The following is a 14,460-nucleotide window of genomic DNA, read 5'->3' on the forward strand; positions in this document are numbered from 1 at the left end:
TGCTGTAGGGGCTATTGATCTGGGGTTGTACAGAAGAAGTCCGAAAGACCGAAAATCCGGAGTCAGGATGTTAAGAAGAAAATGAACTAAACCTTGAACCAATTTTCAGGCGGAAATCCAGCCAAAAACCACTGTCTTTGTTATTTAAACCTGACTGAAACGAGCACGAAGCGCAGCGGAGTAAAGTGGAAGGCGGGACTACAGTAGCCAAGCACTACTAGCGCTGTTTTCCTATTCCCAATCCACAAATACCTCATCCACAACTTTTTTGCTTGATCCGTTAATTGTGTCTTTATAATGGTTCCGCTTTATTGGAATTTGGCTAAATGTTTAAGAAGGGCATGGAAATAACGCTCTGGGGCATCTGGATGATAAGAAAGATACAGGAATGGCTCTACCAGTTCAATCTCCATTAACATAAAGTTACCATCAACCATTAAACCATCAACCCGTGTGTAGAGGGCATCCTTTGCAAACTTCGAAACATACAAAGCAGCATTGTCAATATATTGTTGGTCTGGTGATGCAATTTCTATTGTTCCACCAAAGATTTGTTGCACCCTAAAGTCGCCGGTTTTTGGCTTCTTTATTATGGTGTGACTATACTTGCCATCGAAAAAGATAAAAGACCATTCACCCTCCTGGATTTGTGGCATTAGTGGCTGAACGATAAAATCACCTTCTGACACAAGCGCTAAAACACGATCTTTATCTTCAATGTCCGAGTTCTTATCCAGAACAATTGTATTTCTTGAACCACCACTTACACAAGGTTTTATGATTATTTTATCAGACCCCAATTTTTCAAATAATGGTATCAGCGCCTCATTCCAGCCCTGCTCAAGAAATATGGATGGTATGATATCAAAACCAGATGCTGCAATCTCTACTAGGTAATGCTTGTCCATATTCCACCTGACAGTCTGATAGTCATTCAGCAGCTTGATATTTAAAGATTCAATCTTTTCAAGCCAAAGCTTAAACTGTTCGAATTTCTGATGATAGTCCCAGGGAGTTTTCAATAGGGCCACATCGTATTTCTCCCAATCAACAAGGGGATCGTCCCATATCTCTGAGGATATATCCAAGCCTTTGTTTTCCAAAAATGGCAGCAAATCTTCATTTTCATTAAAGCCATTTGCTGATGAATATTTAAGCGCTCCGTTATAAGTTATATATGCTATTTTCATTGGTGATTAAATTAATATCGTTAACCTAAGCTTTTTTACTGCAACCTAAGCAACTTTCTTTTTGGCTAACTTGTCCTCTTTGTCTTCCACTGTATCAAGTTTAAGAATTGAAGTTATTTTTTCTTCTTCTCCATTTTCAACTAACTCTACCCAATTCGGATTAACGATCAAAGTTCTGCCAATTGCCACCATCGATACACCATAACCTACAACCTGATCAGCCATTGCAGGTGTTGTAACACCTCCGGCAACAAGAACAGGAACCCTGTTATTAACATAATTGTTAAGTACAACTGATATTGGCTCATCTGAAAATTCTGAATCAATCGGTTTTTGATTGACAGCATCCAATAAAGAGAAATGCAAATAATCTATTTTTTCCTCAATCAACTTATCCATTAGCATGAATGTTTCTGGAAGTCCGTAGCTCTGCCGAGGCATTTCTTCAGGTGAAATTCTGTAACCTATCACAAAAGGACGATCGGCATATTTTGAAACAATATTTTTAACTTCTTTTAAAATTTCCAGGCTCAGTCGCAAACGATTTTCAAGAGAACCTCCCCACTGGTCGTTTCTTATATTGAAAAATGGAGATATAAAATTCTGAAGCAAAAACCCATGTGCGCCATGAATTTCAACGCCATCAAAACCGGCTTCAATTGCTCTTCTGGTGGTATCACCAAATGCTTTGATGATTTCCAGAATTTCATTTGCACTTAATTCTTTGGGAAGATTTTCTTTTTCAAAAAGCACTATTGGTCCGCTTGGAACTGCACTTGCACTTACCACTTCGCCATTTGGAATAAGGCAAGGAATAGCTTTGTTACCTGCGTGAAACATCTGTAAAATTGCCGGTGCTCCACCACTTTTGGCGGCATTCGCCAACTTCTTCAAACTTGGAAGAAATGTATCGTCATACCCTGCAAATTCGTGAGTAAAACCTATGCCATTTGCTGTAACATGTGTACATCCAGTGATTACCAATCCTACACCATTTACTCTTTTGCGATAATATTCGACTTCTTCATCAGATATAGTAAAGTCGTCATTAGATGCCCAGGTGGTCATGGGCGACATTACAATTCTGTTTTTCAAAGTAATACCGTTCCCCAATAATAAGGGAACAAATAGATTATTGTATTTATTCATTACGTAAAAATTATTCTGTTTTTAATTACTACCAGTCTTGTGTAGTTGGACTGATCACTATGTCATTCACGTTAACATTATCCGGCTGGCTAAATGCAAACAGCACTGCGTTGGCAATATCATCTGATTCGATAGCTTGTTTATTTAATTGAACTGCAATTTCTGCTCCTTCTTTGTTGGTAACTTTATCTGCCCATCCCGTGTTGATGACTCCTGGGCTGATCAGGCTTATCTTGATGCCTTTATGAACAGAGACTTCTTTTCTCAAACTTTCAGTTATTGCCCGCACAAAAAATTTGGTTCCGTGATAAATTCCGGCACCCACATCAATGTTGATTCCTGCCACAGATCCCATATTGAGAATATGACCTGATTTTTGCTCCAGTAATTTAGGAAGTACTGCTGCAATGGCATTTAAATACCCTTTGATATTTGTATCGATCATCGCATTCCATTCATCCACCGCAACATCTTTCCATTGTGAAAAAAGCATCAGGCCGGCATTGTTTACCAGGTTATCTATCCTTCCATATTTCTCGATAGCAAACTCCACCATAGCTTTCATTTGCTCAATGTCTGTAACGTCTGCAACAAAAAGCTCTGCTTTTCCACCTTCATCCTCAACCTGTTGTTTAACTTTTTCTATTTTATCATCAGCTCTGGATACCAAAATAACTCTGCTTCCTTCCTTAGCCAGTCTTAATGCTGTTGCTGCACCAATTCCGGAAGATGCTCCGGTAATAATCGTTACAGATTCATTTAATTTTTTCATATTTCTAAATTTTATAAACAATAAAAACGCTGCTCAGAATCATTTGGATCGATAAATGATTGGTTGCCCTTGTAATTTGTCGAAAGCTGCAAAAAACTCTTTTGAGTAAGTTTGTTCATTATGATGACTTAACCCATCCAGACTTTGCCATTTTTCATTTAGAATAAAGATGTTTTCATCATCAATGCTCTGGTGAACATCATATTCAATGCAGGCATCTTCTTTCCTGGATAATTCCGGAAGACTATATAAAAGGTTCCTGATTTCTTGCTGATGCTCAGGCTTTGCTTTTACAACAACAGTTAAATAAATACTCATAAAATTTGTCTCTTAATATTAAAATGCGAGTTCATAAGGTTTGGGTACAGGGATTTCCGAACGAAGCTGTTTTGCTGCCTCTAAAGGGAAATAAGGGTTTCTCAAAAGTTCACGGCCTATAAAAATAAGGTCGGCATCTCTATTGGTCAAGATCGTTTCGGCCTGGTGTGCATTGGTAATCATACCTACTGTTCCAACCAATATTTGATCTTTAATTTCGCGTTTGATTGTGCTTGCAAATGGCAATTGATAGCCTGAACCGACTGTAATTTTTGCATCTGGAACCGTACCACCTGAAGAAACGTCAACAATGTCAATTCCCTTCTCAGATAATTTTCTGCTCAACCACAATGAGTCCTCAATGTTCCATCCTTCTTCAATCCAGTCTGTTGCCGAAATACGTACAGCAATTGGAAGTTCCGAAGGCCATACTGCTTTTACTCTGTCAATAATTTCAAATAAGAACCTTGCTCTGTTTTCTATACTTCCCCCGTAGTGATCGGTTCTTTTATTTGGGATAGGAGATAAAAATTCATTGATCAGATAACCGTGTGCACTGTGGATTTCAATCAGTTTAAACCCAGCCTTTAAAGCTCTAACTGCAGCATCTACAAACGCTTGTTGAATATCTTCAATATCTTGTAAGGTCATCTCGCGGGGTATTTGCATTTCTGGTGAAAATGCAATTGCAGATGGCGCGATCACTTCCCATCCATTTTCTTCATTGGGCATCAAAGGGTGACTTTCACGGCCTGAGGCCCAGGTACTTCCTTTTCTACCTGCGTGAGCCAATTGAATAGCAGGAACACTTCCGGCGCTTTTGATAAAAGATGTAATCTTAGTTAGCATTTCGATGTGTTCGTCTTTCCAGATCCCCAGATCTCCGAGGCCAATACGTCCATCTGCACGAACTGAGGTTGCTTCCAGCATCACTGTACCTGCTCCTCCCATTGCTCTGGAACCATAATGAACGAGGTGCCAATCAATTGCAGATCCATCCTCAGCCATGTACATACACATTGGAGAAGTAATGATTCTGTTTCTAAATGTGACTGATTTGACAGTTAATGGACTGAATAATTTTGACATTTTTATTTTTTTTAAAGCGCAGAGCTCCGCTGGAAGCAAAATATTGCTCCCAGTAAGAACTTCAACGTAAGAACTTTTGATTATTTAGTGTACAGGTGAAATAGTTTTGCAACAACTTTCCATTCTCCTTTGATTTTGATCAATGAATGGTAATCGGTGAAATCTTCATCCGCAGCATCGTGTTCCATTTCAACGCGAACAATTGCTGTAGTAGGTGTTTTGTGTAAAACCGTCAGATTGGTTTTGATGTTTGGTGCTGCGCCAAATTTCTCAACGTAGGTGTAAAGATTATCTATACTGCCTTGTGATAGGTCATCGCCTAAATGACCATACATAATGGCATCCTGATGAAATGTTTTTTTCAGATCTTCTACATTTCCTGTTTTCAGTCCCTGGACATATCCTTCCATTGCTGCCAAGACATCTTCATAATCTTGAACCGTGTTGATGTTTTGATTTGCTGACATGATTTCTATTTTATTACCTGATAAATTTTACTAATGATTTTCCAATCGCTACCGTCTTTTACCAATGTAAACATGTCGGCATATTTGTTAGGTCCAAATTGTGATTCGATTCTCACTATTGCAGCATCTCCTTCAACATCCAAAGTAATCAGTTTATAACTCGCTTCCATTGGCTCTGCTGCAGAAAATCCATCAAACAGTACCTGAATAGGAACACTTTTCAATTCTCCACTTTCTGACCATGACATTGTTGCAGTTGAGGCGAATGCTGCTTTCGCGATATTTCCGTCTCCTTTTTTTCCCGCTTCAACATATAAATCTATTGCTTTAAGGATTCCATCCTTTTGTTCTTGATTGTTTTGCATAACTTCTTTTTTATTATTTTGATTATTACTATTTTGACACGAAATTAATAAGCTTCCAATTGTTAGCGCAGAGAATATCAGTACAGTTGGTATTGGGGAAAACAGTTTTCTCGCTATTTTTCTGCTGCTTTTTTGTGATCCATCAATATTCAATTCTGCTAAGCCCTGTACAGGACCTTTGGGTTCATGATTCTTTTTCATAAATCGTTTTGTTTTATTAATGTTTTCTAAATGAGCATAACATACTGATTATTAGCAGAACTATTAAGCTCTTTTTCTATAACAAAGGTACAATGATGAAAATTGGGTGTTTTTTCTAATTAGCTCAAATATTTTGACTAATTAGTCCTTTTTTAGTATGTAAAAGGATAGGAAGATTTATTGACTGATTATCAGTTTTAGATAACATTCAATGGAGAGATTGTTTATGCTTATTTCATACCATGATGGTGTACTATTCAGGTTAAGCATTAAAAATGTTTGGATATATATTACCCCCTTGGAGTTATGGCTTCACTAATCGGAGTACCGCCGTCATGCATCAGAATTACCTTGCCAATTGTTGAGTTATTTGCCAATATCGCCACAAGTGTGTCTACAACATTGGCTATAGCGTTAGATCCAGGACTGGTAACATTTGTCTCTATTTTTCCAGTTCCCGGTTCTTCTTTAAGTGCGCCAGGCTGCAAAATGGTATAATCCAGGTTAGTCTGGGTAGTAAGGTAAAGGTCAGCATAGTGTTTAGCAATATTATAGTCTGTTAAATTGCTTAGGAAAGATTCTTTCCAATGCTGGTTGCAATGCGAAAACAGAGCTAAGCAATATATAGCGCTTAATTCTCGCCTTTTCTGCAGCTTGCATCGTTTTTATCGCTCCATGCAAGTCTACTTGTAATAGATTTTTTCCTCGTGAACCGGAAACAAAATAAACGGCATCAACTCCGTTCATACTTTTTGCAATAGTATCCACATCGCTTAATAAATCGATATACAAATGCTCAATGTTATCCGAATTATTTATTGGTTCAGGATTCCGTGAGCCAGCAATAACCTGATGTCGAGCAGCCAATTTATTTACTAAAAGTGAGCCAACTCTACCATTCGCTCCGATCACTAATATTTTCATAAGTTTATATTTTGATGATCTAATGGCGAAAGACACTTGGCGCCTGTCCGTGAAATTCTTTGAATATTCTTGAAAAATGGGACACATTTTCAAACCCTAATGAGTAACAAATATCTGAAATAGACATCACCGATGTTTCCAGCATTTCTTTCGCCTTTTCCAGTCTCTTTTCTCTTACCCACGTTGCGGGTGTTTCGTTGTATATATTTTGAAAATCCCTCTTAAAACTAGACAGACTTCTACCAGAAAGATAAGCCAATTCTGAGACCGAGACTGGTGAAGCATAATGCTGTTCCACCACGTTACGTATATCTGTGCGTACTGGTTCATGTAGCTGGAGGATCTGTAAAAACATATTTCGGTTACATTCCGCAACATCATATAGTAATTCCATAATTTTCAGACGGAGCTGTCCCGGATGCACCACAGAATGATCAAAAAAATAGGGCTTTAACGATTGAGCAAATGCAACCAGACATTCGTTCATTGGATAAACACCTGTTTTTATCTCTCCTTCAGGTTTACGTACCTTAATTTCTGAAGTTGACAAAAAAGATTTCAGGAGATCATCTTTGATGCTGAACATTAAACTGTCATAGATATTATCATTTTCAGTATTCCCGAATTTATGATATTTTACGGCAGTTGCTTTCTTCAGTAAAATCATATCGTTCTTACCAACTTTATATTCCTGTTTCCCATAAGTTAAAATGACTGAACCCTCCAGCACAATGAGCAGTAAATGTTGTTCGAGGTACATTGTTCCTTTAACTTCCGTGCTGTGTATACACTGCTCTATAACTGAACAGCCATCCAACATCAATGCATTTTGCGGCGCATCACAACCAATCAATGAAGTTGGAACTTTAATCATTTTTTTCATTTACTTATTTTTTAATCTACCTCTTCTTGGATTGCTTTTTTAATTGATGTTTGATCATAGGACTTCAAGATCCGGAAGTTACAAATAAGGATAATGCAGTGAACCTTTTAATACTTGCAAATCAATTATAAAACAAATCTATAACTCTTTTATAAATGAATCTGTTCTTTTAAGTTCAAATATTTTTACTTATTAGTTCACGGTGTGTTGTCTTATTGAGGTAGTAATTGATCTTCAAAACTACTCAACGAATCGCCCGCTTCTTATGTGAGAATCGCTGCAAGTTAATTCCGCTGAAAAATTTTTGCGTCTATGTTACAATTCGATAAGTAAATCTTAGGTGTTCGATCAGCTCCCGCCCACCATTTTTTCAAACCGAAAATTACATTTTTGGCCCACACCTTTTTTCTTTTTTACCAGATATTTTTGTAATCCTTTTTCAAAGCCTATTTTCTTTGCTTTTTCAACTGATTCATTATCAGTTATTTTGGATGAATTTTGGTCGTTGATGAACAATAAAAGTTGAGTTAGGGGTTCGATTGTGCCCCCGTTCAGCCGCGAAAATAGTTTTAAATTTAACTAAAAGCCTGTAAATTAAATGTTTACAGGCTTTTTCGTTTTCTGGAAACTCCAAAGCATTCATTTTTTCAGTCCCAATATTAGGATCAATACCAAAAGTTGTGGAGTAGTCATTTTATTCCTATGCTATAATATCCGTTTCTTCTTTTAATGAGGTAACCAAAATAATTAGGTGAATAATTACTACGTAAATCAAGTAAACAGGGCCACAGCCATGTCTATTCAGCTCAAAAACCGTAAAACTGGTAAATAAAACAGTATTCTGTATAAGTGCATTGCAAGCTTTAGTAACGAACTTTGTGTACTGTTAGTGAGAAATGCAATCTGAAACTAAAAATAACCGTGAATTGGTACAATAAGACAAACTCATTGTAATGAAAACAATTTTCAGGATAATGTTATTAGCTTTTATAATGGGAATTTCATTCTCTATAACGGCCTGCAATAGCAATAAAAATCAAGAAAAAATGATAATAGAAAACACCACGGCTCTTTTCCCTAAAGGAGAAAAATTAACCAATGGATATTTTACGGGAGATGCTTATCTGCAGACACTTCTGGCAAAAGACAAGAACAACAATTTTGTGTTGGGTAGCGTAACTTTTGAACCAGGGGCAAGAACCAACTGGCATACGCACCCTAAAGGGCAGGTACTGATTATAACCGAAGGCGAGGGCCTTTACCAGCAAGAAGGGAAAACAGCTCAAGTCATCAAAAAAGGTGATGTAATCAACATACCAGAAAATGTAGAACACTGGCATGGAGCTACCGCCGAAAAAAAAATGGTACACATTGCCATTACCAATTATGAAGGCGAAACTAATGCAGTTTGGTTAAACCCTGTAACTGATGAAGAGTTCAACGCAGCCAACAAAAATTAAGCAATCAAAATGATGGGCAAAAGCAAATTTTTAAAGGAGATACTATTTTTTGTGCTCACAATAAGTATGATCAAAATGAATGCACAACCAAACAAAACAGCTAATACGGATTTGTCTGCACAACAGCAAAGCTTGATAAAGATTTCGGCACTTACAGCAACGGGAAACGTGGAACTATTAAAAGTGGAATTGAATAAAGGGTTAGATTCCGGGCTTGCTATTAACGAAATCAAAGAAGCGCTCGTTCAGCTTTATGCGTATTGTGGCTTTCCAAGAAGCCTTAATGCCATTAACGTTTTTATAACTGTTGCAAAGGAGAGAGCAGAAAAAGGAATCAATGATAAAGTAGGGAAAACAATTGTTGTAGAAAATAATCCTAAAAATAAATATGAACAGGGTAGAAAAGTGTTGGAAGAACTGACCAAGGCCCCACAATCAAAACCTGCCCCAGGCTTCGGGGAATTTGCACCGCGTATTGATGCTTTTTTAAAGGAACATTTATTTGCCGACATTTTTGTCAGTAACGTGCTGAGTTATCAGCAAAGAGAAATGGTAACAATTGCGGCTCTTGCCTCGATGCCTGGTGTCGAAGGTCAGCTGCAGGCTCATATCAACATGGGAAAGAATACAGGCATAACTGAGAATCAATTGGAGCAATTAGCAACACTGGTTGAAACAAACGTGAATAAAACACAGGGAAATACCATCAGAAAAATAATCGGAAAACCATTGGTTCCGGTAATTGAAAAGGATATGATGGTGCGTATTTCTGAAATCGAAATTTTACCCGAATACCTCGAAGATTATAAATCCATTTTGCAACAGGAGGCCGCGGCTTCTATAAAAATCGAGCCTGGTGTGATCGCCATTTTTCCTATGTTTCAACAGAAAAACCCTACTGAGGTTAGGATCATAGAAATATATGCCAGTAAAGCAGCCTATCAGTCTCATTTGCAAACACCGCACTTTCAACACTACAAAACAACGACCCTGAAAATGGTAAAAACGTTAAAACTGATAGATATGAACAGCCTAGATAATGAAACGATGCTGGAGGTTTTTAGTAAACTAAAATAGGTATGTCAGGGATGACAAATGATCTGGTTTATGAAAGCATTAACGCTAATATAAATGAGTAGATGTTATCAATGTGATACATTTATTATAAGTTGCAGCCGGCAAGAAATTATTTCCCGGCTACAATCAATTCATTGAATTCCGGTATTCATTCGGCGAATGCCCTACCTGTTGTTTAAAGAAACGGGTAAAATGTGAGGGATATTTAAAGCCAAGCCTATAAGCAACCTCACTTATCGATTTGCTAATATCAAGGATCTGTTCTTTCGCGGCATCAATCAGTTTGAGGTGTATATACTCTAGCGCTGATTTTCCTGTTTCTTTTTTTACCAGGTCTCCGAAATATTTTGGAGACAGGTTGAGTTGCGCTGCACAATACGAAACGGAAGGCAATCCCAGCGTTTGCAGCTTTTCCGACTGGAAGTACTCATTCAGTAATCCCTCAAATCCAGTCAATACATCCTTATGGATATGTTCTCTGGTGAGAAACTGCCGGTCGTAAAACCGAACAGAATAATTCAGAAACATTTCGATGTTGCTAACGATCAACGTCCTGCTGTGCTTATCAATAGGATGAGCTAATTCATACCGGATCTTATTAAAACACTCCAGCACTATTTCTCTTTCTGCATCGGATACATGAAGTGCTTCATTAACATCGTAAGAGAAAAAGCTGTATTCGTTAATGCATTTGCCGAGATGGGTGCCACGGATCAGATCGGGATGAAAGAATAATCCCCAGCCTGTCGGCTGTATCATGTTTTCGCTTTCCTCAAAACCAAATACCTGCCCGGGTGCAATAAAAAGAAGTGTTCCCTCTTCGTAATCATAGTGATTGCGGCCATATTTCATCTCCCCGCACTTCTCGTCTTTTAAAAAGATCATGTACACATCAGAAATGTAACGTGCCTCTTTTACGGGCTTCGATAGCGACTGATCAAGAACACTGACCAAAGGATGCAGGGTCTTCTGCCCACGCTCGTTATTGATCTGAGCCACACTTTTAATTCTAAGGGGATTTCCCATGACTTCAGTTATTTTAAAGTGAAAATAGCTTAAGTATTTCAATAATCCCTGTAGAAGCGCTAATGAACAGAAAAATTGGTAAGAGAAACAGGAATATGTATAATGATTTGATGCAAAAGTATAAAGAACTTCGCCTATACGATAAACACATCAGGCAATTCCTTGAAACGGCGGCTATTTCACAAGAAGCCAAAGAAAAAATCGGTTATCAGAATGCAGAAAAATTGTTGGGATTATAGTCTGCTTGTGTATGGAACAAGTTAAAGGGTATAGACTTGAAGAAAGATAAAAATTTTTTAAACATTGAATATTAAATAAAAAACAATGAAACTTTCAAACAATAAAATTTTAATTACCGGCGGAGCCACTGGCATCGGTTTGGGATTAACTGAAAGATTTATTCAGGAAAAAAACCAGGTTATTATTTGTGGCAGAAGGAAAGAAGTGCTGCAAGAGGTGTCTAACAAATTCCCGGCTGTAATAACAAAGGTTTGCGACTTATCAGAGGAATCTGAACGTACGGAACTTTATCAATGGATTGCTGAACACCACAGTGATTTGAACGTATTGGTAAACAATGCAGGCATTCAAAACTGGATGGATATTTCAGATGAGCACTTTTATGATAAAGCAAAAAATGAGATTCAAATAAATGTTTTAGCGCCTTTGCATTTAACTTCACTCTTTACCGGACTCAAATCATTGGAAACTGTTATAAATGTAACCTCCGGCCTGGCATTTGCGCCCCTTACAAAAGTGCCCGTTTATTGTGCTACAAAAGCTTTTTTCCACTCGTTTACCATTTCATTGAGGCATTTATTAAAATCAAAAAATATAGAGATCATCGAATTGATCCCACCAGCCCTTAACACTGATCTGGGTGGCAAAGGCTTGCACAGCGAGCACCCTTCTGTTGGTGATTTTATTAACGCAATATTTCAACAACTAAAAGAAGACAAGAATGAATTGACCTTTGGATATAGCGAAATGTTATCAAAAGCAACACCCGTTGAAATACAGGGAATGTTTAAAAGAATGAACCCATAAGAAGAAACGATCAATATTCTGAAGTTAGCATGTTTGAAATGAAAAATTGAGCGCATACTTAACGCTGCATGAATAACCCTGAAGCACTTGTACAGGTAATGTACAACATTTACCTTATACTGAACAAAGAACAACTAGCCTTTACTTTATCGATCTCTTTGGCAACCCTAATATGCAGCTTACCCAGCAACAGGTTAAAGATTGCCCGAACATTAGCGAAAGCACCTACAAAAGTAAGGTAAAAGATGGCATATTAAAGCCTATAAAACTTCCTGGTGGCGATCGTTTTTACCTGAAAATTTACTGGCTGCCTACTAAAAAGCCAGCAAAAGGGCCGTATTTTAATTACCCCTGCTTTACCGGTTCTTTACCCTTTGTTGCTACCAGGTTAACCCCAAGGTTACCCCAGGGTTACCCCGGCGTTACCTTTTCTCTACCTAAAAGGTAAAGCCAGCGCTTGCTTTCGCAGAATGGCGCCACCGCTTACGGTTATGCTGCCCTTAAGCAGGCCGCCACAAGCGCCCGGGCCTTTGTACCGCCGCCTCAGAACCGTGACGGTCCATTTTAGCTCAATAACGGCCTTAATTAGCTCAATTTGGCTCATTTAAGCTCAAAATGAGGCACCAGTGCTGCTAAGCTGCTAGGTTTGAGCATGGATTTAAACATACCGGTATAAACAGCAATCCTTTTTTGAACAAACATTTTTTCAATAAAAAACAAAAATTATGGCAAGGTATTCAAAAGGCGCAAATGGCGCATTCTCGGACAAAGTAGGCAGTGTAATTGGCAGCAAAGGCGCAGCACATTGATGAAAGCAGAAAGTCGCGTTTGGACATGATGTACATAGGGCTGATAGTGGCACTTGGCCTGGCTTGCTAAGGAGAAAACGGCTACTCAACTGAATATAAATGCTCCATGTAATACTAGCTTACAGGAGCATTTACTTTACGTTTACCTATTTGCTGATTTTTTTTTTAACAGTTCTTCGTATGCAGGTCCCTCACGTTTTTCCATACCATCAGAAATCTTTATTCCGGCTTTTTCAAACTCGCTGATTAATCTTTTATCGAAATCAGCGATGTATAATGCAAATGATACAGAATCTTTTTGTTCAGGAATTGTTGCAAAAGGAACATGTGGTTCTTTAAACCTGTGCAACACTGCTTGAGTACTATCGTTGCCTTCCAAAAGAAGTGAGTCTCCGTAGTCTGTAATCTTAGCTACATAATCTTTGGTAAGGTATTTTAAAGAATCATTTTCTATTTTATAAGGAAGCTTAAACCGGCCAACTTTCTGATTATAGAAAACTACATATAGCGAATCAATATCAAATTCGCTATATCCATTCGCTCTGGAAAACCGATGCCATTTTCCGATCAGTGATTTTTTATTTCCATCTATATTTTTAGGATTTGGCGAATGGCAGGCGGGAAGGATAAAAATGAAAAAAGCAAGGAAATAAAGTATGGATCTCATGATAACTAATGTTAAATAATATTAAAAGCATTTTTAATCCAGGTATTGATCAGAAAGTACCTGCAGTACATACTGCCCGGCTTATTGCCCGGCAGTATGTGGTTGTGATCGGTTTAAACAAATGTTTACTGTGCCCAGATGGTACAGTTAATATTGCCATTCGTATTAGAACCCCATGTTTCCGCAACCATAATTGCAGGAATATTTAGCTGACCAAGCGTATATCCATAACTTTGCCATTTGTTGTAGTGGTTGGCAAAAGTAATGACGTGATTTTGTCCGGTAGAAGTTTTTGTAACCCTGGAGCTATAAATCTGCCTGAAGCCGTCACCACCGTCGATATTTTTACCTGTCATCCATCGGGTCCATACGTTATAACCTGCACCATCGGTTTCAAATGTTCCCAGGTAAGTACCGCTATGAGGTGAAACCGCACCCCAGGTTTCATTCACGTAATACTCATAATAAGGGCTTCTGCTCCATCCATACCAGCCAAAAGTGCCACCTCCAGAGTTTGAATAAGCACCCAGATTATAGCCTATTTTATAGGTTGTTGACCCTACTGAATACCCTTTGCCACAAGTGAAATTACCGTTAAAGCCGTTCCAGTTTACGCTGTAATTCCCCCCGGTACCATTGGCGTAATTGACTGTGCCAGTTGCGCCGTCACTCTTCCAAAGCGACCAAAAGAAGCCGTTATGTGTACCCGATTGGTAGGATTCTACCGTGGCGACAGCTTTGGTAGGAGGGGGTGGAGCGGTAACTTCCCCAGGTGCGATCTTTTCGTCTTTTTTACAGCCTGTTAAACATGCAGCGCTTGCAAATACCAAGGTTGCAGCCATAACAAGAGTAACCTTCCTGGTTACACCTGTCAGTGAATTTTGTTTTTTCATATAAGATATATATATATATATTGGTTAGGGAAGCAAAATAACCGTATTTAGATCTGGGATATGGCTAATAATCAGCAAATTTGTTATACAAATGTTCACACGGTCTGGAATTGGAACACTCTA

The 14,460-nt window shown here is 38.2% G+C and carries 18 protein-coding genes; 5 read left to right on the forward strand and 13 right to left on the reverse strand.

Going from position 1 to position 14,460, the window contains the following annotated elements; all coding sequences use genetic code 11:
• Nucleotides 1-308: 308 nt before the first annotated feature.
• The 10 genes from J7E57_RS19110 to J7E57_RS19155 form a co-directional block, all read right to left on the reverse strand.
• Nucleotides 309-1,190 carry a RimK family alpha-L-glutamate ligase gene (locus tag J7E57_RS19110; protein ID WP_215124668.1) on the reverse strand — a complete coding sequence of 294 codons (882 nt, stop codon included), beginning with the start codon at nucleotides 1,188-1,190 and terminating at the stop codon, nucleotides 309-311.
• Nucleotides 1,191-1,235: 45 nt separating this feature from the next.
• Entirely contained in the window at nucleotides 1,236-2,339 is a 1,104-nt protein-coding gene (locus J7E57_RS19115; RefSeq protein WP_215124667.1) for an NADH-dependent flavin oxidoreductase, read from the reverse strand.
• Between the two features lie 28 nt (nucleotides 2,340-2,367).
• On the reverse strand, nucleotides 2,368-3,111 hold the full coding sequence (locus tag J7E57_RS19120) for an SDR family oxidoreductase (RefSeq protein ID WP_215124666.1): 744 nt from the start codon (nucleotides 3,109-3,111) through the stop codon (nucleotides 2,368-2,370).
• A gap of 39 nt (nucleotides 3,112-3,150) precedes the next feature.
• Entirely contained in the window at nucleotides 3,151-3,429 is a 279-nt protein-coding gene (locus J7E57_RS19125; RefSeq protein ID WP_215124665.1) for a putative quinol monooxygenase, read from the reverse strand.
• Between the two features lie 18 nt (nucleotides 3,430-3,447).
• Nucleotides 3,448-4,518, reverse strand: coding sequence for an NADH:flavin oxidoreductase/NADH oxidase (locus J7E57_RS19130; protein WP_215124664.1), 1,071 nt, complete (start codon nucleotides 4,516-4,518; stop codon nucleotides 3,448-3,450).
• Between the two features lie 80 nt (nucleotides 4,519-4,598).
• The gene (locus tag J7E57_RS19135; protein ID WP_215124663.1) at nucleotides 4,599-4,985 is read right to left on the reverse strand and encodes a nuclear transport factor 2 family protein; all 387 of its coding nucleotides are present in this window, start codon (nucleotides 4,983-4,985) and stop codon (nucleotides 4,599-4,601) included.
• Nucleotides 4,986-4,990: 5 nt separating this feature from the next.
• On the reverse strand, nucleotides 4,991-5,551 hold the full coding sequence (locus J7E57_RS19140) for a nuclear transport factor 2 family protein (protein WP_215124662.1): 561 nt from the start codon (nucleotides 5,549-5,551) through the stop codon (nucleotides 4,991-4,993).
• Between the two features lie 290 nt (nucleotides 5,552-5,841).
• Nucleotides 5,842-6,204, reverse strand: a complete 363-nt coding sequence (locus tag J7E57_RS27490) for an NAD(P)H-binding protein (RefSeq protein WP_215124761.1) — start codon at nucleotides 6,202-6,204, stop codon at nucleotides 5,842-5,844.
• Entirely contained in the window at nucleotides 6,101-6,475 is a 375-nt protein-coding gene (locus tag J7E57_RS19150) for an NAD(P)H-binding protein (protein WP_215124661.1), read from the reverse strand. The genes J7E57_RS27490 and J7E57_RS19150 overlap by 104 nt, the downstream gene beginning before the upstream one ends.
• A 19-nt stretch (nucleotides 6,476-6,494) precedes the next feature.
• Nucleotides 6,495-7,358, reverse strand: coding sequence for an AraC family transcriptional regulator (locus tag J7E57_RS19155; protein ID WP_215124660.1), 864 nt, complete (start codon nucleotides 7,356-7,358; stop codon nucleotides 6,495-6,497).
• Between the two features lie 1,046 nt (nucleotides 7,359-8,404).
• On the opposite strand from J7E57_RS19155, the gene J7E57_RS19160 reads away from it, so the two are divergent.
• Nucleotides 8,405-8,818, forward strand: a complete 414-nt coding sequence (locus J7E57_RS19160) for a cupin domain-containing protein (RefSeq protein WP_215124659.1) — start codon at nucleotides 8,405-8,407, stop codon at nucleotides 8,816-8,818.
• A 75-nt stretch (nucleotides 8,819-8,893) separates the two neighbouring features.
• Nucleotides 8,894-9,895 carry a carboxymuconolactone decarboxylase family protein gene (locus tag J7E57_RS19165; RefSeq protein WP_215124658.1) on the forward strand — a complete coding sequence of 334 codons (1,002 nt, stop codon included), beginning with the start codon at nucleotides 8,894-8,896 and terminating at the stop codon, nucleotides 9,893-9,895.
• A 126-nt stretch (nucleotides 9,896-10,021) separates the two neighbouring features.
• On the opposite strand, the gene J7E57_RS19170 is transcribed toward J7E57_RS19165, so the two are convergent.
• Nucleotides 10,022-10,921, reverse strand: coding sequence for a helix-turn-helix domain-containing protein (locus J7E57_RS19170; protein ID WP_215124657.1), 900 nt, complete (start codon nucleotides 10,919-10,921; stop codon nucleotides 10,022-10,024).
• Nucleotides 10,922-10,983: 62 nt separating this feature from the next.
• Here J7E57_RS19170 and J7E57_RS19175 point away from each other — a divergent pair, with 62 nt between their 5' ends.
• The 3 genes from J7E57_RS19175 to J7E57_RS19185 all read left to right on the forward strand — a co-directional run bounded on the left by J7E57_RS19175 (nucleotide 10,984) and on the right by J7E57_RS19185 (nucleotide 12,416).
• Nucleotides 10,984-11,160 carry a hypothetical protein gene (locus J7E57_RS19175; RefSeq protein WP_215124656.1) on the forward strand — a complete coding sequence of 59 codons (177 nt, stop codon included), beginning with the start codon at nucleotides 10,984-10,986 and terminating at the stop codon, nucleotides 11,158-11,160.
• An 85-nt stretch (nucleotides 11,161-11,245) separates the two neighbouring features.
• Entirely contained in the window at nucleotides 11,246-11,968 is a 723-nt protein-coding gene (locus J7E57_RS19180) for an SDR family oxidoreductase (protein ID WP_215124655.1), read from the forward strand.
• A gap of 172 nt (nucleotides 11,969-12,140) precedes the next feature.
• Nucleotides 12,141-12,416: a hypothetical protein gene (locus tag J7E57_RS19185; protein ID WP_215124654.1), complete on the forward strand. Its 276-nt coding sequence runs from the start codon at nucleotides 12,141-12,143 to the stop codon at nucleotides 12,414-12,416.
• Nucleotides 12,417-12,919: 503 nt separating this feature from the next.
• Here the strand turns inward: J7E57_RS19185 and J7E57_RS19190 are convergent.
• Together J7E57_RS19190 and J7E57_RS19195 are read right to left on the reverse strand one after the other, a co-directional pair.
• Complete coding sequence (locus J7E57_RS19190; protein WP_215124653.1) at nucleotides 12,920-13,444, reverse strand: hypothetical protein; 525 nt, start codon at nucleotides 13,442-13,444, stop codon at nucleotides 12,920-12,922.
• A gap of 125 nt (nucleotides 13,445-13,569) precedes the next feature.
• Complete coding sequence (locus J7E57_RS19195; RefSeq protein WP_215124652.1) at nucleotides 13,570-14,337, reverse strand: glycoside hydrolase family 11 protein; 768 nt, start codon at nucleotides 14,335-14,337, stop codon at nucleotides 13,570-13,572.
• Nucleotides 14,338-14,460: the final 123 nt, after the last annotated feature.

It is taken from the genome of Pedobacter sp. ISL-64 (genome assembly GCF_018613605.1).
Taxonomy (GTDB): domain Bacteria; phylum Bacteroidota; class Bacteroidia; order Sphingobacteriales; family Sphingobacteriaceae; genus Pedobacter.